Source organism: Streptomyces sp. NPDC015139, from assembly GCF_043079785.1.
Taxonomy (GTDB): Bacteria; Actinomycetota; Actinomycetes; order Streptomycetales; family Streptomycetaceae; genus Streptomyces; species Streptomyces albidocamelliae.
In genome coordinates, this window is record NZ_JBIBUW010000027.1 from 20,693 (window position 1) to 39,445 (window position 18,753).

Sequence of the window (18,753 nt, forward strand, 5' to 3'; positions counted from 1 at the left end):
CCAGCGGCTAGAGGGCCTTGCGTACGGCCGTGCCCGAGCCGTTGAGGAGCTCGTTGATGAGATGTGTAGTCTCCATCTCCAGGGAGCAGTCGAGCGCCCGGTTGACCTGCTGGACGCGGGAGATGGCCATGTGCAGCCCCTGCCGGTTCCCTGCCGCATACTCGATCCTGAGCCAGTCCCGGTACAACAGCTCCGCCGTGTCGTCGACGTCGAGACCGGTCGCGACGGCCTGGCGGGCCGCGCTGAGGTCGTGGTGCGGGCCCGCAGGCGTCCGGTAGGTGGCCACGGTGTGCGCCACGTCGATGATCCGCGTGACCATTTCCTGCTGGTAGGGCTCAGCCCAGGGCAGGGCCTTGCCCCCGAAAGGCCGGCCGCGCACCACAGTGAGCGCCTTCTCCAGATCGGTCAGGCCGGAGGGACCCAACGGAAGAGCGCGTTCGACGAGCTGTAGGAAGCGGCTCCAGTCACAGCGCACCCCGGGCGCGAGTCGGTACGGGTCCTCACCGGAACTGCGGCGCGGCACGTAGGGGTTGCCGGCGGGGTCGTTGCCCAGCGAGCGGCGCAGTCCCTGCAAGCGGGCGTTGAGGGTGCTCGACGACCAGGGGCGGACGGGATCCATGTCGGCGCACAGCACGTCTGCACTCCGGCCGGGCCGGAAGAACAACAATGCGGCGAGCTGTGCCATCCGCGGGCCGTGGCCGGTGCTGTCCACGCCGGTCACCTCGACCGGGCCTAGCACCCTGAGCTCCGGCGCGTGCAGGTCGTGCGCCTCGCCCTCCTCCGCCTCCGGCAACTTCCGGTCCTCGATCGAGGCCTCGTGGTCGTCAGCCTCCGCGTCCTCGCCACCGGCGGTGGTCTCCGCGGCGGCTGGGGGGACTGGAGCCGGGGGCGGGGGCACTGCTTCAGCGCTTGGGGCGGGGTCGTCGCCAGCCGGAGTTGCGGTCGTGGCGGTGGGCAGGAGTCGAAGTCCGGACGGGTCGGCGCTAGCGGCCAGCAGGGCGGGGAACACCTCGCTTCCCGCACCCGATGGAGCCGCCAGCGAGACGTTCGGGGCAGGGGTGCCCGCGGACGCGATGGGTTCCTCCGGAGCGGTCTGCTCGGGCTGCTGCATCTGGTCGAGCTCGTCCGGGACGTCCTGCCAGGGACCCTCGGCTGGATGGGACGGCTGCCCGGACACCTTCAGTGCCGTGGTGATCTGCAGGTAGGCGGCGTGCTCTAGGCGCTGCAACGTGATGTCGACGCCGGCGTAGGCGAGGTTCTGCGGATCACTGAGGGAAGCGTTGAGGATCTCCGCCTCGGGGAAGTGCGCGGCCGCAGTACTCGCGGGGGCGATCAGGGTGACGGGGACCGTGCCCGACTTGTCGATGACATCGGTGAACTGCCAGGCCGTGTCAGCGTCCAGAGATGAAGCGCACAGCAGCAGGTACGGCTGATGCTCGGTATCAGGCATCTGGTGCGCTTCTAGCAGCCGTTCGCTCAGATCACGCAGGGCGTGAGCGGCTTGGCGCATGTGGGCGATCCGGGCGGTGGGCAGCAGCTGCGGCAGGTCCTCGCCGAACCCCACGGTGACGACCTCGACTTCGCTTGCCCACGGGCTCATGCCGAGTTCCAGGGCCAGGGAGGTACACGTCTCGGTGATGTGGACCGGGTTGCCGTCCAGCAGCAGCGCGGGCAGCTGCGCGAGGTTGAGTAGCAGGAGGTCGGCCGCCTCGGTGCTGCCGATCGTGACCAGCCCCGGATAGGGTGCCGGCACCTCGCGGGCGTGCTCTTCGTCCAAAAGGACGGCATCGGAGGGCAGGGCCCACCATCCGCCCTGCCCGGAGACGAAGGGAGCCGCGGGGGCCTGGGTGAGATCCTCGGGCAACACCTCCACCGCGCGGGCACCGATCCGTGCAGCCCGCAGTGGCGGCAGGATCGCGTCGTCCTGAGCAGCCTGGTGGGCCAGCGTCCGCAGTGCCACGTCCAGGCGGGCAGCGCCGCCCGACTCGGCGGCCGCCGCCAACTGGGCCTCGGCCGTGGACGTCTCCGACGCGATGGCGATCTTCTCGCCGGGCTTGCGGCGGCGGCGCTGCAGCGTACGACGCAGGGCAAGAGCCCCGGTGATGGCGGCCGCCAGCAGAGCGCCGGCACCGAGAACGGTGCGTAGGTTCAACGGGCTGCTGGCCGGAGCCGCCGCCGGGGTCTCGGACGCCGTGGCGGCGGGTGAGGAGGGAGCAGCGGAGCCGGACGCTTCAGCTGACGCCGACGGGGAGGCGGCAGAGGGCGAGGCGCTGCCGCTGGGCTGCGGGGTCGCGGAGGCCGTTGCCGAGGGCGATGCCTGATTCTGTCCTGGCTGCTCGGCCGGGCGGCTGGCCGGTGCGCTGGGGGCCGACGGCTGGGGTACGGGCGTCTGGTCGGTCCCCGTGCCCTTGCCCGGCTTCTGCTCACCGCCCGGCTTCTGGCTGGCCGGGGGAGTGGTCTCCTGGCTGCCCGCCTCATCACCCTGTTCACGGTCCTGGGACGGCTGGTCGGGCTGGGCGCCGGGCACGGTGACCTGCTGCCCCGCGTAGATGACGTTCGGGTTGGTGATCTCGGGCAGGCCGTGCGGCTGTTCCTGGCCCCGGCTGGCCTTGAAAAGCTCGGGCCATTTGTCGCCGTCCCCGAGTTCTTTCTCCGCGATCTTCGACAGGTAGTCGCCCGAGTGGACCGTGACGACGTGCTCGCTCTTCTCGACGGCAGCCGGCGTGGCCTCACCCAACTGTGTGCGGACGCCTCCCACTCCGGTTGCCGTGTCGGGCATCTCCAGCTGCCAGCCGGGCTGCAGAAAGCTGTTCGCACGGAAGGTCGTGCCGTCGACCATGGTGTGGCCATCGTTCAAGGCAGCGATCTCCCGCCACCGCTCACCGTCGCCCAACTCCCGTTCAGCGATGCCCCACAGGCTCTCCGCCGGCCGCATCTCGCGCACCGTGTACGACGTGCTGGACGCCGCGGTGCTCGCCGAGGACCTGGAGGCCTGCTCGGTCTCGGCGGCCTGACGGGCCTGGGGCTGGCCCGGGACGGAGGCCGCCGTGGTGACTGGGGCGGCCTGAGCGTCGGAAGCCAGAGCCGAACTCGTCGGCAGCAGCACCAGGATGCTGCCGATCAGGAGAGCCGCGGCGCGCTGGGAGGCGCCCATCCCTCGCGGGGCGTGCCAGGTCCGGCCTCGCACCTGTGCGATCAGCTCGCGCACGGCGCAGAAAGCGAACTGGGCCCACCCAATCCACCCCACCGTGACGAGAAGCAGCAGGAACGCCGCGCCCGTGTCCTGCCGGTCCAGCAGGTGTGTGAGGTCGTCGTGGGTGGAAGCCCAGATGACCGGGGTGGCCCAGGCCAGCAGCAGCGGCAGTCCGGCGACAGCGGCGGCCAGGACCACCAGACTGAGGACTGCTTTGAGGAGCCGGCCCAGGGTGCGCCAGGCCGCTGCGGCGGGGGAGGGGGTGGTGCTCATCAGTTTCCTTCGGGAGCGGTGACGCCGTGCAGGAGGGTGGCCTTGCCATGGCCGGTCACCGACAGAGAGCCGATTCCAACCACCGACAGAAACTTCGTGTCGTACGTGCCGGTGACGACGACGGTGAGGGTCTTGCCGTCGCCGGACACGCTGACCGTGCCGGTGGCGCCGGCGGAGCGCAAGTACGCCTGGGCTGCGGCCTGTGCGTCCTGCGGATTCACGGTGATCGCGGTCCCGTTGATGGCCTCGGCGGGGTCGATGGCCTGTCCACCGGCCCGGGCGGCTTCACCGGCGACGTAGTCGGCGCGTTCCGTGGCCCGCATCTTGCTGCCGCCGTCGACGGCGACGCCGATGATCCCGATCAGCGCGATGACGCACACGGCGACGAACACGGTGACGCCTCCCCGGTCCTCCCGTAGCGTTCGGCGCAGGCCACTCCGGCGGAAGATCATCAGTCCCCTCGCTGCCGGTACTGATCCACTACCGACGTGGCGGTCGACGTGAGCGTCTTGGCTCCTGGCACGCCCGGGAGTAGAAGATCGGAGAGGTTGACCGTGCAGGTCACGGTCGCGGTGACCGTCCCTACCTGCCCCACCGGCACGCTGAGACCACCCGTGTTGATGTTGACGCTGGTGGACGAGCACTTGATGCCCTGGTCGTTCAGGGACTGAGCGGCCGCCGCCTGCGCGGCGCTCTGCGCGGACCCCGCGGTGCGGTGAATGGAAGCCTCCCGTGCCGCATCCTCGGCCGCCGCGTCGATCTTCGCGCCAGAGGTGACGACGCGTCCGCCGGCGAGGGCCAGACAGATGAACATGATCAGCGCAGGGAGGACAATGGCAGCCTCAATCGCCGCGCTGCCCTCGTCACTGCGGCGCCTGCGAGCCCACCGGGCCCTGTTTCGCACGTGGTTCACCCTCCCGGGACGGTCCATCTCTCCACCGGGCCGGACGCGGACTGGGTGACCTGAAGGCCCGAAACACCCGGAATCATCGACATGGCGGTGCCGGACACCTGAACCTGCACCCGCTGCCCGTTGCTGCTGGCCGAGACGCTGTAGCCGCTCAGGCTGTCACCCGCGGTGCGGCCCAGCACGTCTCGTGCCTGGGCCGCACCGTCGGCGGGGCTCGACTGGTAGGCGCGGGCCGCTGTGAGGCCCTCACGAGCAGCGGTCAGAGCGATCTGCCGCGCGTAGTACCACATGGAGGCCTGGATCACGGCAACCGTGGCGAGCAGCACGAACGGAAAGATGATCGCCATCTGGATGGCAGTGTCACCGCGGTCGTCGCGCCATCTGCGCCCCTGCCACCAGTCCTTCAGCCGCTCGGGAGCAGACATCACAGTCCGTTGAGCTGGCCGTTGTACTTGGCGATCACGACGGCGATGGTGCCCGCGATCAGCACGGCGCCGGTGACGGCGGCGACCCAGATGATGACGGTGGTGGTGGAGATGTCGCCGCGGTCCGGACGGCGGGTGGCCTCCTCCAGACCCTCTTGCAGACGCGTGGACAGCCGGAGCGCTGCACGGTTGGCGCGTCCGATGATGCGGGAGCCTCGGCTGCCCTGGGCGGGCCGGTGGGAAACCTTGTCCGGGCCGGAGTGGGGGTGGGTGGTCAGCCGGGTCACAGCGCGGCGCGTGCGGGCTGCGGTGTACCTCATGTTCTTTACCTCTCTGGAGCGTTGTACGAGTCGTGGTTGGTCTCAGACGGTCAGCATGCGGATCACCGCGGGGAAGGCCATCAAGAGCATGACCAAGACGGCGAGCAGGGCTCCGGGCGCGGTCATCTTCTCGCTGGCCGTGTTGGCTTCCGCGGCCTGATCGGCCAGCAACTCGGCATTGAGCGCCGCCGTACGGGCCCGAAGGGCCTTGTAGACGGCGGCGCCGTCGGTAGCTGAGCCGCGCATGATGTCGGCGACGTCGTTCAGGACGGGCAGGTCGTACTCGGAGGCGAGTTCCGTGAGCGCTTGATACGGCGGGATCTTTTCCAGCCGGGCCCGCCGTAGCGCGCCTTGGAGATAGAGGAAGGGCCAGCCCTCGCCGACCTCGGCGGCCTTTTCGAGGGCCTCGGCGGGGCCGGCGTCGGCGGCTCGCTTGAGGGCGACCAGGTCGAGGTAGGCGGACAGGGCGTGCGAGAACTCTTCCCGGGCCCGCTTGGCCTGGTCGCGCACGGCGAGATCGGGCGCGGTGAACAGCAGGCCGGCGATGATGAGTCCGACGACGGCGGGCACGTAGAACGGCAGGCCCACGCCCGCAATGATCCACGGAATCGTCGCGATCACCGGGCAGAGCAGCCCCAGCGCGGCGAACGCGGTCTTTTTGAGCATGAACTGACCCGGCCCTTGGCCGAGCAGGGCCAGGTTTGTAGTGGGGACCCGGACGCCCGGGAGCCGCTCGAGGCGGGCCAGCAGCCACCGGCCCCAGACCTCCTCGCGGTCCAGCTCCGGCTCGGGCATCGTCAAGGACGCCGGGGCACTGCGCTGCAGGGCAGGCCTTAACGCGGGCTGGGGCTGCAGGAGTTCCCGGATCAGCAAGGCGACGCCGGCACCGACGGTGCCGCCGGTCACAACAACGGGGAGCAGGTTCACGAGGCGGCCCCTTCCGGTTCCCGTGCGGTGACCGGCGGATCCGGCTCCGGGCCGGGCGCGGGCAGCCGGACGGTGCTGGCTGGGTCGGTGACCAGGAAGCGCGGGACGCGCCGGAAATTGCCCAGCTGCCGCATCAGGGCGAGGACGCCGATGAACCCGGCCGTCAGGAAGGCCAGCACGAGTTGCCCCAGCAGCGTGGAGTACGGCTTGGTGTAGGACGGCACGAAGAACCCGGCCACCACGACGCCCACGGTGATGATGGTCATCCACCGCACCGTGGTGCGGGGTTTCGCCCGGTCCGCCTCGACGGCGCGCTTCTTGGCGACCTCTTCGCGGACGGTGCCCGACAGATCCTCCAGTGCCTGAGCCAGGCCCGGGCCGCGGTCGTTGACCGACAGGATGAGCGCGGCGACCACCTTGTCCGCGGTAACATCGTCCAGTTCCTCGGCGAACGCGCGCAGCGCTCCGTCCGGCCGCCACCCCAGGCGCAGCCGGTCGGACAGGTTGATGATCTGGGGGGCGAGTTCGTCCGGCGCCCCCTGACGACTGGTGATCATCGCCTGTTCCAGGCCCATGCCCAGCCTCAGCAGCCCCGCCAGCCGCTGCGTCCACTCGCTCAGCGCCTCCAGCTGACCGATGCGGTCCTGCGCCATCTGCGCCGGGCTGATCAGCCAGGGCACGCCGATGACGGCCGTACCCAGCAGCGCACTCCCGACGAAGTTCCCCGAGACCAGCCACACGGCCACGAAGACCACGACGGACGCGACCATGAGGGTGCGCCGCCGCATCCGTGCGTCCTCGCTCTGGTTCTTCCCACCGCGCAAGCTTGCCTGCCAGCGCGTGAGCAGCGGGGCCCGGCGAGGCGCAGTCGTGCCCACGACACCCGCCACGACACCGATCAGCCCGCCGACCACAGCCATCCCGCACAGCAGCCCGAACAGAAGGATCATCGGCCGCCCCCCACCTTGAGCGGCAACGGCGCCGACCAGGCCCCATACGACTCCTGCAGCAGGCTGGAGTCGAAGCCGACGCGGCGCAGGTCATCGACGCAGCCCGGGTCCATCCTCGGCACCGCCCGCAGCTCGCCCCATTCGCGGCCGGGGGAGAAGACCTCGTTGGTGGCGGGCCGGCCGTTCTCGCCGATCCCGGTGAGCTCCAGGACGTGGGAGACGTAGCGGTGGCGGCGGCCGCCGATCTGCGTCTCGTCCGTCATGTCGACATACACGACGAAATCCAGACCGTTGGCCGTCTGCCGGTAGGCGAGCTGCTCGGAGAGGTTCTCCTGGGCGAGCGCGTACAGCTCGGCGATCCGGTCGAAGATGATGTCCGGCCGCCGCGCGTGGATGGTGCACAGGTTGCCGCCTGAACCGTTCGTCAACGCCTGCATCATGGCGACGACTTCGGGGCCGCGGACCTCGCCGACCACGATCCGCTCCAGTGACATCCGCAGCGCCGGATGCATCAGGTCCAGCAGCGTGACCTCACCGGCACCGCGGCCGGTGACGTCCTTCTCCCCGTTGGACTCCCGCCCGACGAGGGACACGACCTGCTGGTGGTAGCCGTTTTGGTGGGCGAACAGTTCGTCCTCGGTCTGGATGGTCGCAAACCGGCACTCCGGGTCGAACTCCTTGAGCATCGCCCGCATCAAGGTCGTTTTCCCGGCCTTCTGCTTTCCCGCGATCATGATGTTCTTCTCGGCGCGCACGGCGGCGCCGAGGAACGCGCGCAGGATCGGGTCGATGGTGCCCAGCCGTACCAGGTCGTCGAGATTCGCGTGGGAGACCCGGTGCCGCCGGATGACCGCATACGTCATCGGCCCGAGCCCCGTGATGGCCTGGAGGCGGGAGCCGTCCTGCAGGGACAGCGCGAGGGTGGGGCTCGCGGTCGAGATCGTGCGCTCACTGTGCCCGGAGCCCCGGGCCAGCTCCCGCAGCAACTCCAGCAGTTCCTCTTCGGAGTCCGCGATTGGACCGACCCGGCGGCGTTCTCCGTCGCCGTAGTCGAGCCACACCTCGTGCGGCCCCTGGATGATGATGTCCTCGACCCGGTCATCGTCCAGGTACGGCTGGAGCCGGCCGGCCCGAAAGAGGAGGTCATACACGGCGCGCCGCAGCGCCTCATCCTCCTGCGGCGTCATCGCCTGGGCGTCCGACCACAGCGCGACCGCCTCGGCGATCCAGTTCAGGCAGCGCTGCTCCTCACCGGACCGGTCCATGTCGGGCTTCGTCTTGATCAGTTCCTCGCGCTGCTTGGCAACCTGGGACGCGATGTCCCGGGCCACCCGATAGTCGACGGTGATCTGCGGAATCGCCGTACCGAGCACCTGCGAACTGGAGGCAGCACCAGCAACTGCCGGTACTCCGTTGGTCTGCTGCCCCCACTCCTGGGGGACCGGTGCCACCGAGGGGTCGTGGTGCAACGGCCTAGCGCGCATTGGTCACCTCCCCGCCTGCAGCACGGGCACCGCGGGGATCGAGCCGGGCCCGGCGCATGGCAGCCCGCTGCACCAGTAGCGTGCTGCCCGTGCGGGCGGCCTTCATCAGCGGCGATTTGGAGAAGTGGCGCGGCTGTTCGGCACCGTCGGACAGCACGCGGGCGTCCTTCGGCGCATACGGCAGCGTGGCGATCACCGGCACCTGCAGCACGCGCTGTACCTCGCCCGCGGGATACGGACCCTCGTTGATCATCAGCACGCTGACGTCGCCGACGCGCTCCTCCAGTGCGCGCACCCTGCCCTCTGCTGCTTGCAGGCAGCGCAGGGTGTTGCGGACGACCACGAAGGTGGCGTCGGCCTGCTCGGCCAGCACCCCGGAGGGCCCGTAGGCCCCGCGGCGTCCGAGGTCGATGAGGACGTCGTGGCCGCTCTCGGCCTCGATGCCGCGGAACATCTGCGCGAGGACCTTCCAGACCTGGCCTAGGCTTGCCGACTGCGAGGGGTCGGTGATGCCGGGCAGCAACAGCCGGTCGCGCGGTGACTCCTGCTTGCCGTCCTCACCGCTCAGGTCGATCAGCTGCCGCCAGAAGGCCTCGCTGAACTCGCCCTTGCGGGCGGCGACCGAGAGGTTGCGCAGCCCGTACCGGTCGCCGAGCGTGCCCTGCAGCAGCCCGTGCAGCACGGCCCCGCCGTCCGGGTCGCACTCGGCCAGGACCAACCGCCGGCCCGCCTCCAGCGGCCACGACAGCAGCAGCGCCAGGGCGCTCGTGGTTACGCCGGGCGCGCCGCTGCACCCGGCGAGCGCGATGACAGCCATCAGTTGCCGTCCGGGGCAGCGAGGACCAGGCGCAGGGTGCCGGCTGCCTCCCACGCGGCGGCTGTGGGGCCGTCGGTGGCGGAGGTGGCCATGTCGACGACCACGATCCCGGTACCGGGGGCGGCGCCGGAGGCCTTCACGACCCGGCCGTCGATGGTCTGTGGTGCGGCGTCGGACGTCTTGCCGGTGTCCGTCGTTCCCTGAGCCGGGACGTGCACCAGCTCCACCTTTTGGCCCGGCACCAGCGCGGTCGCCGGGATCTGTTTGGGTTCCAGGCCGATCGGCACCAGCTGCTCGCCGGCCTTCACCAAGGTGTCCTTCGTCACCTGCGAGGGCGTGAGCAGGGAGCCGGGCTTGAGCTCCACGGCGGCCCGCTTGCCCACCACCGACTTCAGGTTGTCGGCCCGTACCACCTTGACGGCGGGGTCCAGGGCGACGGAGGCCTTGCCCAGGTCGTCCTCAGTAAGGACCTGGCCGACCTGGACGTCGCGGACCACGGTCACCACGTCCGTGCGGTTGCCGACCTGCAGCAGGAGGACGGCAACTCCAGCGCCTCCGGCTGCGATCAGCGCCAGCGACAGGGCGATGACGCCTGGTCGTCGCCTGCGAGCCGACACCCGGGGCGGGGCCACGGGCCCGGCCACTCGTCCCTGCTGCGGGACACCGTTCGGGGCTGTGTCTACTTGGGTCTTGCTCACCGTTCTGTCCTTCCGGCGGCTACCTGACGACCTGGACTTCGCCGACCGCCACCTGCACGTTGGTCTGCCGGACCTCGGTGAGCTGGCCGGCTTGTCCGCCGCCCTGCCAGTTGATCGTCCACGTTGAGGTCGCGGCCACCGGGAACTTCCTGTTCTGGGCACCGGCCGAGGTCTTGGCGTAGACGTGTCCGCAGTCCGGGGACTGGGCCATGCCCTCGGACGACGTGTAGGGGGTACCGGGACCCGTACAGGTCACGGAGGCTCCGTCACCCATGTTCCACACGATCTTCGACACCTTGGCGGTCGCGGTCACGGTGATCCCGCCTGCGGACGCGGATGCGGCATTGGGACCGTAGGTCGTGGCGCTTTGGTTGACCCACATCCACATCGGAACACCAACGGTGTATTTTCCGGCAGCACGGGGGCTGGCGATGTCCGGGCCGAGGAGGGTCATCGAGTCAACTGCACGCTGCGCCAGGACAGCCGGGTCGACCGTCGCTTGCTTGGGCGGTTCTGCCAGCCACACCATCCGAACGATGGTGTCTCCGTTGACGTCACCGTTACCGCATGTCTGCTCGTACACGGCCCCGTCGCCGGGTTTGTGGCCTTCCCAGTCGAGACTGCCGACGGGTGGCTGCGGCTTTGCGAGCTTGTACGTGCAGACAGTGCCGTAGGGGTCGTCATTGTCATCCGAACCGTGCCCACCTGTTCCGCCGGCGGTGTCGCTGCTACCTGCTTGGCCGCCACCTTGCCCGGGCACGTCGACTTCGACTTCACAGATGTACAGGCCGCAGTCGATACCGCCGTCGCCCTTCGGGTCCTCTCCCGCATGGCTGGTAACGGAGATCGATAGCGTGGCCAGAATGGTTGCTGCGGTTACGGCGGCGCCGCGCTTCAGCACGACTTCCCCTGAGGTTCGTCGCTGGTGACGCGCCACCCCTGCGGGTACTTCTCGACGGTGCTGACGATCACGTACTTTGTTAGCCGGTTCTTCGGGAGGGATACCGGCTTCTTGCTCTTGGCGTCGATGGGCTGCCACTTGGAGACATCGAGGCAACTGGAGACGGTCGCATTGGGGATCTTGCCCGTTGCGTCGACCTTGGTGACCCTCTGGTCGCTGAGAGCGACGGTGCCGGTATAGACGCGGCCGCGGCCATGGGCACGCTTGGCGTCCGCCTCGGCGTTCTTCAGAGCCGCAGAAGCGGAGTACTGGCCAAGATGTGCGCTCCGGCCAGTGGGGTCGGCGTAGAGCTTTTCCATCTCCCGCCAGTAGGCCCCATACGTGGCAATCGCTGCCCTTTTTGCCGCGGTCTTCGGGTCAGCGGTCAATGAGGGCGCGGAGGACGGCGTGACGCTCGGAGACTTCTGCGTGGCTGCACTCTTGCCATCAGAGGAGTTGCATGCGGTCAGGACGAGCGCAGCGCACAGCGCGATGGAGGCGCCAGCGACCCTTCGAACGTGAACAGTGGGATGCGGCCTGTGTGCGCGACGTTTCATGATGCCTCCCCGTATGTCGCGGTGCGGTAGACCGTCTCCCCAGCTGCCGCTGGGGTACGGGCGGTCCAGAACCGCAGCTTGGTCCAGCTGCGGCAATGCTTCTGCGTGATCGTCAGGTTACGCATATGCCAGTCAACTTCCCAGCTCAATAGTTGAGTTCACTCAAATATCTCGGGACGTATCCGGTCACATTCGGGATCGGATGTCGATTTGTAGTTCTGTGTCTTCACTCGTCGCACCCGCATCCCGTCAGGGAGCCTTCGGATCGTCGACCGAACCTGCCTGACCGCGGTGCGTGAGAACGACATCTCAACTCGCCCGGTCTGCTGGCGGCCGGATTCGGTGGCGTTGGAGGCCACCGCATTCCGCTCGCCGAACCCATGCGTGTCCAAGGTGACCACCGTGCCGCGCAGCAACTGGGCAAGCACCCTCTGGACGGCACGGCACGCCGTGGGAGTGGGCGTCGCCGTGGGAGGAGGAACCGAGGTCGTCGGTGAAGCCGTACACCCGGATCTCCGTTCCCGGCCGCGGCGCGATCTCCCGGGCGACGGAGGCGATACGGGACCGTGCAGAGCTGCCCAGCCACGCACTGTCCTTCGTGAAGAGCGCCTCAGCCTGCAGGCCGAACGTCACCTGCGTTCCTGTGTCCTCGCGGCGTTCGGCTCCTTCCAGGTCCTCAACAACTTCATCAATGCCGACGGGCTGCGAACCGAGGTCGAGAATCTTGGGAGGGGCGAGCGACGCACCGGGGCGGAGCGCAAGGCCGGGGCTACCCGGGTCGATGGTGAGCAGCGCGTGCGTGCCTGAGGCGGCCGCGCTCGGAAGGGGAGCAGCGGCAGCCCTCCCGGCCGACCCTCCTGCCAGGATGCTTGCCGCGACGGTGAGGGCGAGGAGCGGAGCGGTGATCCGCGATCGGGTGGTGACCACGCGGGCGTCCACCTCACTCGTCGATCTTGACGTTCGCGGTGTCGAACAGTGGCAGTTGGAATCCGACCGTGTTCGACGGGGGAGCGGGGAATTGCATGAAGACGAGGGCACTTTCGCCGGCCTTCAGCGTGGACAGGCGGGTCGTGGTGAGGGGGTGTCCCTCCGTGTCGCGCAGCACGTAGTAGCGCTTCTTGTGGGCGAAGTCGACGAGGGTCGCCCCACCCAGTGACGGGCCGGTCCTGAGTACCTTCAGATCGTCGCCGCGCAGTTCCGCGGGGACCACGGCCACGGTGGACGCGTCGTTCTTCAGATTGCCCCGCACGGTGACGTAGCCGGCCGGGTCCCGCTTGGCCGACGTGATCGTGAGGGACAGGCCGCCCTGGCCCTGCAGCTCGGCGAGAGGTTTGTCCGTCTGCAGCTGCTCGTGCGGGGCGGAGCCGCCGCCCGCTTTCGCCGCCGGACGGTCCTGGTCCCGGCTGCCGTCCGAGCAGGCGGAGACGCCCAGGCCAAGACTGACGCCGATCGCCAGCGCAGGGAGGCGTCTGGCGAACGCTGTGGTGTTCCGACTGTTCATGGGGCTGTGTCCTTTCGCTGAACGGCCTGGAATCAAGGAGGTCGTGTGGTCCTGGCCCGGTGGGGGCAGGCCTGCCGGGTTTGCGAGCAGGGGTGTGCTTACCGGCCTCGCGGGCTTGAGGGCGGCCACACAGTGATCACGTCGCCGTCGAGCGTCACGTACCGGCCGGGGAAGCGGCGGCGGACGAGGTGCAGCTCCTCCGGGGTGTAATCGCCGGTTCCCTCGATCACGCAGGCGCTGCCGATGTGGGAGACGACTCGTGTCCCGAAGGGCCATGCGTCCTCGCCACTGTCTTCGTGAATGCGAATGATTTCCGTTGCGTGCGTCATCAGAAATCTCCTAAGTGCACGGCAGGAAAGGTTGGTTTGAGCGTCCACCCGGCTGTGCGGTAGTAAACTACTAGTTCGCGAGAGCAAATCTCAAGGGGTTTCGGAGGCAGTTGCGAGGCTGAGACAAACGACCAGCCGCAGCGTCGCCGTGTCACAGCTCGGTCCACGGCCTCCAATCGCCGCCGGCCAGAGGCACCCAGACGTCACCGGCGGGCCCCCGGTCCTCGAGGTCCTCCAGGACTGCCGCGCCCATCGGCACCTGCCGGGCCAGCGTGCCCACGAGCGGGTGCTCCGCCACCATGGCCTGCAGGTCACTGATCCGGTTGCCCAGGACGTACCGGGAGGCCCCGGTCAGCACGAACAAGACCCGGGGAAACACGGGATACCAGCGCAGCCACACCGCCCCGGCAGCGGCGGGCTGCCGGGAGCGGGGCCGGCCGACGGGCTGCGGCTCGTACGACCACAATCGCGCGTACTCGATCAGCTTCGAGGCGAGCCGCTCGCTGCCCATGGTCGCCCGGTCGACTTCAACGAACGCCCGCAGCTTGGTGCGTTCCTCGCTCTCGATGAGGGTGTAGTGCATGACCGCATCCGTGATGATCCGCTCGCCGTCGCTGAGCGGGTGGGAGACCTCCGGTGTCCAGTCCAGGTGACCGTGCTCGTCGCCCCGGCGGCGGGCATCGGCGACGAACGCGAGGTGGCTACGGAGCACGGTCAAGGTGTGCGGCGTCTTCAGCGAAGCGGCCGTTGCCGAGCTGATCGGATAGGCCGGGCGCCCCCGCAGAGAGGGGAAGTCCTTCGTCAGCCGGACGCCCTCGCTGGTCAGGTACCAGGCGCGGGACCGGTTGGACTGCGGCAGCACGGTGTAGTCCACCAGGCCGTCGCGGCGGAGCTTGTTGAGCGGCGCGGAGACTGTCTGCCGCGCGGCGCCTGGCCGCAGCAGTTCGTGGAGCTGATTCGTGGTCGCCATCCGGTGCTGGCCGAGCACGGCCAGGAGCTGATGCGGCAGCGGCTCGATGGGGCTGGGCGCACGGCCGGACGGCGTGGTCTCGGAGGCGGTGGTCACTTGTACTTCCTCTTCTTCTGCAGATGGACGGCCGGCTGGGCGGGGGCGTGCTGGGGGAGAAAGGCGCTTACGCGGGTGAGCTGGTTTTCGGCCCGGTCGGTGAGCTGGTCCAGCGGCGCGGCGCCTGCCGTGGCCCAGGCGGCGCGCTCCAATGCCCCCACCTGGCCCGGGCGGGCGTAGTCGGCGAAGACGTTGTCGAGGTGAGGGCCGGTGATCCGGACGGGACCGACACGGCGCCCCTCGACGGTCAGCGACATGTAGTGCTCGAAGCGGTCCAGAGCGGCGACGACGTCCGGAGTTGGACGGTCACCCCACTCGGCGGTGATCGGGGCGATGGCGGACTGCGAACCTGCGGTCGAGGCCAGGGTGGAGGCGTTCTGCACCAGCGACAGTCGCACCGGGATGGGAAGGCGTGCCAGCAGCTGGGTCATGCCGTGGACGTGCACCTTGTACTTGCGGAAGTCCTCGAACATCGCGGCGATCGTTTCCGGGGCTGCGCCGGTGAGGGTGATCAGCTCGTCGAAGTACGGGCGGAACGGCACCCGTTGGGCTTCGGGGGTGTCGCGGCGCGAGCGCACGGCACGCAGCAGGTCCCGGGCGAGTAGCGCGGTGATCAGCCGGTCGGTGGGCCCGTTGCCGCCCGGGCACACCCACACGATCATCCGGGAGTCCATCGCCCCCCGGATGTTGTAGATGCCGGCCGGCTGCCCGAGGAAGGCGCGGGTGACGGGGTTCGCGGCCAGGCGGGCGATCGGATTGAGGACGACGGCGAATGCGTCGGTGGGCAGTGTGGGGAACACAGTCCGCCACCAGGACCGGGTCTCCTCGTCCAGGCGCCCCTCGATGGCGGTGAGCGCCGTCGTACGGAAGTCCGGGTCGGTCAGTAGGGACCGCACGTGAAAGATCGTGGCCTGGTCCTCCGGCCGCCCGGCCTGGCAGGCGGTCTCGTTGACGGCCACCAGCACCGCCAGGGCGGCGGTGAAGATGGTCAGTGCGCGGGGTGCGGTGGCGTCGTCCCAGCCGAGCACGGACGCGTAGGCGTCGGCAGTTGCCTCGACGACCTCGTGCGCGACCTGGCCTTGGTGCATACCGATCGGGTTCCAGCTACTGAGCTGCGGCGCAGGTCCGCTGGCGGTGAGGTCGATAAGTGCGATCCGCGGCATCAGGTGGTCGTGGGCGAGGAACGGCAGGGCACGCGGCCACGAGTCGCGGTGCGGGTCGACGAACATCAGCCCGCCGCCGGCATGCGCCCAGCCGATCGCCTGGGCGAGGGCGCGCTCCGTCTTGCCGCCGCCTGCCTTGCCCACGCCGACCTCGAACAGCGTCTCCTTGGCGTAGGTGGCGATCAAGCGCCGACGGCCGTCCGGGCCGCGGTAGATCCCCTGCAGCAACAGCTCGGGATCGCCATGCTCGAACGTCGGCAGGTCGCCGGCGAGCAGAGGCAGTCGGCAGTGCGTCGTGGGTGGCTTGAGCAGGCCGGTCAGCTCTTCCAGCCTCACCCAGTTCGGACGGGGGGGCTGACAGTGCCCCAGTGTCCAGCGGCGTTCGAAGCCGCGCCGGCTGGGCCAGCGGTCCGCCCCGAACCGCCAGGGGCCTACCCTCCAGCCACGCATCGCCCAGCGCGAGCCGCCGCCGAACACATCCAGGGCGGCCTGGAGTTGAGCGAGCCGGGCTTCGGCGCGGCCCTCGGTGTTCGACGCGCACATCACCAGCAACTGCACCCGCACCAAGTGGTCGTCCTCGGCGAGCTTGCCCAGCGCCTCCTCCGGGTCCACCCGGCGCGGGACGGGCGGCACGACCAGTCGGCGCCCGCCTCCGCCCTGCTTGCCGGCTACCAGTTGCTGCAGCTGCCAGGTGAGCGAGTCCTCGATGCCGGTGGCGTCCTGCCGCACCCAGCGGGTGGCCCGCTGGGCCTCGCGCCGCTCCGCGCGTCGCGCGTCGCTCATCAGCTGCAGACGGCGCGCCCGCAGTGCCAACTTGGGGGCGCGCTGGATGTCGAGCCGGATCTCGGCGAGGTCTCCCAGCTCGGCACGGAGGTCCGAGACGGCGTCGATCAGCGGCTGCAGCGGGTCCGGGTTCAGCGGAACCTCACGCAGGGGTGCGGTCGGCTTGCCGCGTAGGATGAACTCCGCCCGCACCACGTGGTCACGGGGCTTGTCGACGAGGGGACGGGCCCGGTTCACAGTGACGGTCGGACCGAACGGCGTGATCGACAGCAGGCGTTCGCCGCCGGCCGGGCCTTCGATGCGGTAGCGCAGCGGGCTGGAGCCGTCGGCGCGCAGCCTGATCTGCACCGACTTCGACCGGCGCGGCGCCCACCACGGCATGCTCGTAGACGCCCGGGCGAGTTGCACACCCCGGCGGAAGATCTCCTCCAGACCAGGGTCGAAGTGCCGTGACGGAACGAGCTCCAGCGCCATCCGTTCGGCCGAGGCCTTCCGCGCCAGATGGCGCACCACCGCCACGCCAGTGGCCCAGACCGCCACGGCGGCCAAGGCCGCGATCCACCAGTAGGCGATCACCCAGCCGGCGGTGTGAACGATGCCCAAGACGAGGCCGGGCACCCGGCCGGATGCTGATGCTGATGCTGGGGCCTGGCCAGTCAGGTACGGGGCTGCGGAGTCCACGTGGACGCCCCCTTCAGTGTGTTGGTGCGGGTGAAGTGCCAGTCCGTGATGCGGCCGTCGGTGAAGGTGCCTCCGCGGTCCATGCCGGCCCACACCAGGTGCACCACCGTCTTGTCCGGGCTGCCGTCGCGGCGGGCGATCGCCGCCTGGATACGGAAGCGGGCGGTGGCGAACGCCGGCGCGAGGCCCTGCCGGGAGACGGAGAAGACCGCAGGCCAATGCGCGCGGCCGATCCCGGTGGCGTCGGAGCGCAGGAGGTCGCGTCCCGCTGTCAGCAGTTCGCGTGCGTCGCCGGAGGGAAGATCTGGGGGCCACGCGGCCTCCAACGCCTCTTGGACGGCCGCATCGCCGGCCGTGCCTTCGCCGTGGGGCGGCAGTGCGGACGCACCGGCCGCCGGTGTCGACGCGGCGGGCGTCGAGGCAGGAGTGCCGACAGCCAGCGCGTCAGTGGTCGGTGCAGGGGCCGCAGGTGACGGTTCCGCGGTGGCGTGAGCGGGCGGAGATGCCGCCGGGGCCGGTGGCTGCTGACCGTGCGGCATGCCGAGGAGGGCGACGCCGACGACGGCGAGCAGGGCGGCGCTCAGCACCAGCAGACGCGGTGAGCGCGGGATCGTGGTCACAGCAGCCGCGCTCCCCCCGCATAGCCCGACATCGCGTCGACCGAGTCCAGCCGGACAACCGTGCCCGGGCGGGCGGCGTTGATCATCTGGCCGCTGCCGGCATAGATCCCTACGTGATAGATCGTGGAATCGCGGCCTGGGGCGTAGGCATAGAAGACGAGGTCGCCCACTTTGAGGGCGCTCGTGCCGAGGCTGGCGGGGATGCGCTGGCCGACGCCGGCTTGCGCGGCCGCGGTGCGCGGCAGGCTGATGCCGGCCTTGGCGTACGCGTAGGTGGTCAGCCCCGAGCAGTCGAAGCCCTTGATGTCTGTGCCGCTCTTGCCGCTGGGTGAGCAGCAGATCCCGTACGACGGGCCCTTCGCGGTGCCGCCGCCCCACGAGTAGGGCACACCACGCTGGGAGAGCGCCGCGTCGATAACGGTACGGACCTTCCCCGAGACGTTCTTAAGGTCCGGATCCTTGGCGGCCGCGGTGTACTGGTCGATCCAGCCCAGCACGTTGGCGACGTACTCGTCCGAGTGGTTGTACTGCCAAATCGCGGCCTTGAGCTGGGCACGCTTGGTCAGGTCGCGGCCGCCTCCGCACAGGTAGATCGCGGCGCCGAGCGCGGCGTCGTCGGCATTGTGCGGATCGGCGACCTTGTCACCGTTGCCGTCTTCACCGATCGACTCCCACGTGGAGGGCAGGAACTGGAACGGACCGACCGCACGCTCCCCCTGAGAGGTTCCGTCCCACTTGCCGCCGTCGGTGTCCGGGACGACGGTGGTGTTGCCGCCCTGGCCGGAGCCGTTGAGGAGCACCCCGTAGATCTTCGGGCGGATGTCGCCGTTGTCGGCGATGTTGCGGCCCACCACGTGGTTGGACTCGACCTTCGCGATCCCGGCGAGGATCGGCCAGCGCATGCCCTGGCACTTCGGCACATACGTCCCGACCTGCTCGACGGCCTTCTCGTAGGCGGTCAGCATCCGCGGCGGGATGTCCGCGGCACTGCCGCCCTCGGCGATCCCGCCGTCGCCCTGCTGGCCCGTCTTCAGCGCGACATACGCGCTGATCGCGTTCCCCACTGGTGCGGCACAGCACACGGCGGCAAACATCAGCAGCGCCACCGCACACCCC

At 69.7% G+C, this 18,753-nt stretch carries 19 protein-coding genes; 1 reads left to right on the forward strand and 18 read right to left on the reverse strand.

Annotation, left to right across the window (positions count from 1 at the left end):
• Positions 1-7 precede the first annotated feature (7 nt).
• Genes ACF08B_RS38310 through ACF08B_RS38365 form a run of 12 tightly spaced genes read right to left on the reverse strand, consistent with a single transcriptional unit; the run spans position 8 to position 11,257 of the window.
• Entirely contained in the window at positions 8-3,466 is a 3,459-nt protein-coding gene (locus ACF08B_RS38310; protein WP_392321658.1) for a hypothetical protein, read from the reverse strand.
• Positions 3,466-3,918, reverse strand: coding sequence for a TadE/TadG family type IV pilus assembly protein (locus tag ACF08B_RS38315; RefSeq protein WP_392321659.1), 453 nt, complete (start codon positions 3,916-3,918; stop codon positions 3,466-3,468). Before ACF08B_RS38315 ends, ACF08B_RS38310 begins: the two co-directional genes overlap by 1 nt.
• Entirely contained in the window at positions 3,918-4,397 is a 480-nt protein-coding gene (locus tag ACF08B_RS38320) for a TadE family protein (protein ID WP_392321660.1), read from the reverse strand. Before ACF08B_RS38320 ends, ACF08B_RS38315 begins: the two co-directional genes overlap by 1 nt.
• A complete protein-coding gene (locus ACF08B_RS38325) occupies positions 4,376-4,801 on the reverse strand; it encodes a TadE/TadG family type IV pilus assembly protein (protein WP_392321661.1) in 426 nt (141 codons plus the stop codon). Before ACF08B_RS38325 ends, ACF08B_RS38320 begins: the two co-directional genes overlap by 22 nt.
• Positions 4,801-5,121 carry a hypothetical protein gene (locus tag ACF08B_RS38330; protein WP_392321704.1) on the reverse strand — a complete coding sequence of 107 codons (321 nt, stop codon included), beginning with the start codon at positions 5,119-5,121 and terminating at the stop codon, positions 4,801-4,803. Before ACF08B_RS38330 ends, ACF08B_RS38325 begins: the two co-directional genes overlap by 1 nt.
• A gap of 42 nt (positions 5,122-5,163) precedes the next feature.
• On the reverse strand, positions 5,164-6,048 hold the full coding sequence (locus ACF08B_RS38335; RefSeq protein ID WP_392321662.1) for a type II secretion system F family protein: 885 nt from the start codon (positions 6,046-6,048) through the stop codon (positions 5,164-5,166).
• Complete coding sequence (locus ACF08B_RS38340; RefSeq protein ID WP_392321663.1) at positions 6,045-6,998, reverse strand: type II secretion system F family protein; 954 nt, start codon at positions 6,996-6,998, stop codon at positions 6,045-6,047. The genes ACF08B_RS38335 and ACF08B_RS38340 overlap by 4 nt, the downstream gene beginning before the upstream one ends.
• Positions 6,995-8,482, reverse strand: coding sequence for a CpaF family protein (locus tag ACF08B_RS38345; RefSeq protein ID WP_392321664.1), 1,488 nt, complete (start codon positions 8,480-8,482; stop codon positions 6,995-6,997). Before ACF08B_RS38345 ends, ACF08B_RS38340 begins: the two co-directional genes overlap by 4 nt.
• Complete coding sequence (locus ACF08B_RS38350; protein ID WP_392321665.1) at positions 8,472-9,299, reverse strand: hypothetical protein; 828 nt, start codon at positions 9,297-9,299, stop codon at positions 8,472-8,474. Before ACF08B_RS38350 ends, ACF08B_RS38345 begins: the two co-directional genes overlap by 11 nt.
• Positions 9,299-9,997 carry an SAF domain-containing protein gene (locus tag ACF08B_RS38355; RefSeq protein ID WP_392321666.1) on the reverse strand — a complete coding sequence of 233 codons (699 nt, stop codon included), beginning with the start codon at positions 9,995-9,997 and terminating at the stop codon, positions 9,299-9,301. Before ACF08B_RS38355 ends, ACF08B_RS38350 begins: the two co-directional genes overlap by 1 nt.
• A gap of 19 nt (positions 9,998-10,016) precedes the next feature.
• Complete coding sequence (locus ACF08B_RS38360) at positions 10,017-10,898, reverse strand: ATP/GTP-binding protein (RefSeq protein WP_392321667.1); 882 nt, start codon at positions 10,896-10,898, stop codon at positions 10,017-10,019.
• Positions 10,892-11,257 carry a secreted protein/lipoprotein gene (locus tag ACF08B_RS38365; protein ID WP_392321668.1) on the reverse strand — a complete coding sequence of 122 codons (366 nt, stop codon included), beginning with the start codon at positions 11,255-11,257 and terminating at the stop codon, positions 10,892-10,894. The genes ACF08B_RS38360 and ACF08B_RS38365 overlap by 7 nt, the downstream gene beginning before the upstream one ends.
• Positions 11,258-11,785: 528 nt before the next feature.
• On the opposite strand from ACF08B_RS38365, the gene ACF08B_RS38370 reads away from it, so the two are divergent.
• A complete protein-coding gene (locus tag ACF08B_RS38370) occupies positions 11,786-12,301 on the forward strand; it encodes a hypothetical protein (RefSeq protein WP_392321669.1) in 516 nt (171 codons plus the stop codon).
• Positions 12,302-12,434: 133 nt separating this feature from the next.
• Here the strand turns inward: ACF08B_RS38370 and ACF08B_RS38375 are convergent, their stop codons facing one another.
• The 6 genes from ACF08B_RS38375 to ACF08B_RS38400 all read right to left on the reverse strand — a co-directional run bounded on the left by ACF08B_RS38375 (position 12,435) and on the right by ACF08B_RS38400 (position 18,743).
• Positions 12,435-12,995 (reverse strand): hypothetical protein, encoded by a 561-nt coding sequence (locus tag ACF08B_RS38375; RefSeq protein ID WP_392321670.1) that lies wholly within the window; start codon positions 12,993-12,995, stop codon positions 12,435-12,437.
• A 98-nt stretch (positions 12,996-13,093) separates the two neighbouring features.
• Complete coding sequence (locus tag ACF08B_RS38380) at positions 13,094-13,324, reverse strand: hypothetical protein (protein WP_392321671.1); 231 nt, start codon at positions 13,322-13,324, stop codon at positions 13,094-13,096.
• A 151-nt stretch (positions 13,325-13,475) separates the two neighbouring features.
• On the reverse strand, positions 13,476-14,390 hold the full coding sequence (locus ACF08B_RS38385; RefSeq protein WP_392321672.1) for a replication-relaxation family protein: 915 nt from the start codon (positions 14,388-14,390) through the stop codon (positions 13,476-13,478).
• A complete protein-coding gene (locus ACF08B_RS38390) occupies positions 14,387-17,017 on the reverse strand; it encodes an ATP/GTP-binding protein (RefSeq protein ID WP_392321673.1) in 2,631 nt (876 codons plus the stop codon). Before ACF08B_RS38390 ends, ACF08B_RS38385 begins: the two co-directional genes overlap by 4 nt.
• Complete coding sequence (locus ACF08B_RS38395; protein WP_392321674.1) at positions 16,993-17,637, reverse strand: hypothetical protein; 645 nt, start codon at positions 17,635-17,637, stop codon at positions 16,993-16,995. The genes ACF08B_RS38390 and ACF08B_RS38395 overlap by 25 nt, the downstream gene beginning before the upstream one ends.
• Positions 17,634-18,743, reverse strand: coding sequence for a C40 family peptidase (locus ACF08B_RS38400; RefSeq protein ID WP_392321675.1), 1,110 nt, complete (start codon positions 18,741-18,743; stop codon positions 17,634-17,636). The genes ACF08B_RS38395 and ACF08B_RS38400 overlap by 4 nt, the downstream gene beginning before the upstream one ends.
• Positions 18,744-18,753: the final 10 nt, after the last annotated feature.

Coding starts and splice junctions, on each gene's coding strand:
- ACF08B_RS38340 (WP_392321663.1), bottom strand. CDS start 6,998: ATGATCCTTCTGTTCGGGCTGCTGTGCGGGATGGCTGTGGTCGGCGGG.
- ACF08B_RS38330 (WP_392321704.1), bottom strand. CDS start 5,121: ATGAGGTACACCGCAGCCCGCACGCGCCGCGCTGTGACCCGGCTGACC.
- ACF08B_RS38310 (WP_392321658.1), bottom strand. CDS start 3,466: ATGAGCACCACCCCCTCCCCCGCCGCAGCGGCCTGGCGCACCCTGGGC.
- ACF08B_RS38325 (WP_392321661.1), bottom strand. CDS start 4,801: ATGTCTGCTCCCGAGCGGCTGAAGGACTGGTGGCAGGGGCGCAGATGG.
- ACF08B_RS38315 (WP_392321659.1), bottom strand. CDS start 3,918: ATGATCTTCCGCCGGAGTGGCCTGCGCCGAACGCTACGGGAGGACCGG.
- ACF08B_RS38380 (WP_392321671.1), bottom strand. CDS start 13,324: ATGACGCACGCAACGGAAATCATTCGCATTCACGAAGACAGTGGCGAG.
- ACF08B_RS38365 (WP_392321668.1), bottom strand. CDS start 11,257: ATGGAAAAGCTCTACGCCGACCCCACTGGCCGGAGCGCACATCTTGGC.
- ACF08B_RS38375 (WP_392321670.1), bottom strand. CDS start 12,995: ATGAACAGTCGGAACACCACAGCGTTCGCCAGACGCCTCCCTGCGCTG.
- ACF08B_RS38350 (WP_392321665.1), bottom strand. CDS start 9,299: ATGGCTGTCATCGCGCTCGCCGGGTGCAGCGGCGCGCCCGGCGTAACC.
- ACF08B_RS38320 (WP_392321660.1), bottom strand. CDS start 4,397: ATGGACCGTCCCGGGAGGGTGAACCACGTGCGAAACAGGGCCCGGTGG.
- ACF08B_RS38345 (WP_392321664.1), bottom strand. CDS start 8,482: ATGCGCGCTAGGCCGTTGCACCACGACCCCTCGGTGGCACCGGTCCCC.